Here is a 663-nt window from a genome sequence, read left to right on the forward strand (position 1 = left end):
AACGATGGCAGGTGCGCGCCTTCCTCGTAGATGGCCACGCTGTACTTGAACGTGTGGATCGAGTCGGTGCCGTTTGGCACTTTGCTGCGGCCTTCATTGATCCACTTTCTCTCGGTGTTGCGTGTCCACATGCCGTTGTCCAGCGCCACCGTCATCACGGCGGGCGGCTTGAGCGGCACCAGTCGCGCGTGATCCTCAAGGCGTTGTACCGTCACCGGGATCATTTTGCCCTGCTGATCATACGCCCATGCGCCGCTGACTTTTTGCGCTTTGAACGCGTTGTCTTCCGCACCATGACCGTAGACCACCTCGATATTGCCGCGCCGCTGTTCGGTCCACAGGCCGTGTGCGTTTACTTGACTGGCGAACAATGCGCCGAGCAGGCCCAAGGCCATGAAAGGTTTTGTTGACAGCATGGTGCATCCTTATTGTTGTGAAGCGAGGGTTACAGGAGTCAAAGGCCGAGTGTCAGGCTGACCGTAAAGTTACGCGGTTCGCCGGGCGCGACCCAGTAATTGCTGTAGGAGCGCTCGTAGTATTTTTCATCGAAAATGTTGTTGAGGTTCAAGCCCACTGTCACGTTCTCCCTGGCTTTATAGTGAGCCAGCAGGTCGACGGTCTGGTAGGCCGGCAGCTCGAAGTCGGTGCCGGACTGGCCGGAAC

General features: G+C 57.8%; 1 protein-coding gene and 1 pseudogene. Both read right to left on the bottom strand.

The window, feature by feature from the left end; genetic code table 11:
* Positions 1–416: pseudogene (locus tag ALO43_RS08190) on the bottom strand (DUF4198 domain-containing protein); the annotation flags it as partial.
* A gap of 38 nt (positions 417–454) precedes the next feature.
* Positions 455–663: TonB-dependent receptor (locus ALO43_RS08195; RefSeq protein WP_157062270.1), on the bottom strand; the 209-nt coding region annotated here is incomplete at its 5' end.

It is taken from the genome of Pseudomonas tremae (assembly GCF_001401155.1).
GTDB lineage: Bacteria > Pseudomonadota > Gammaproteobacteria > Pseudomonadales > Pseudomonadaceae > Aquipseudomonas > Aquipseudomonas tremae.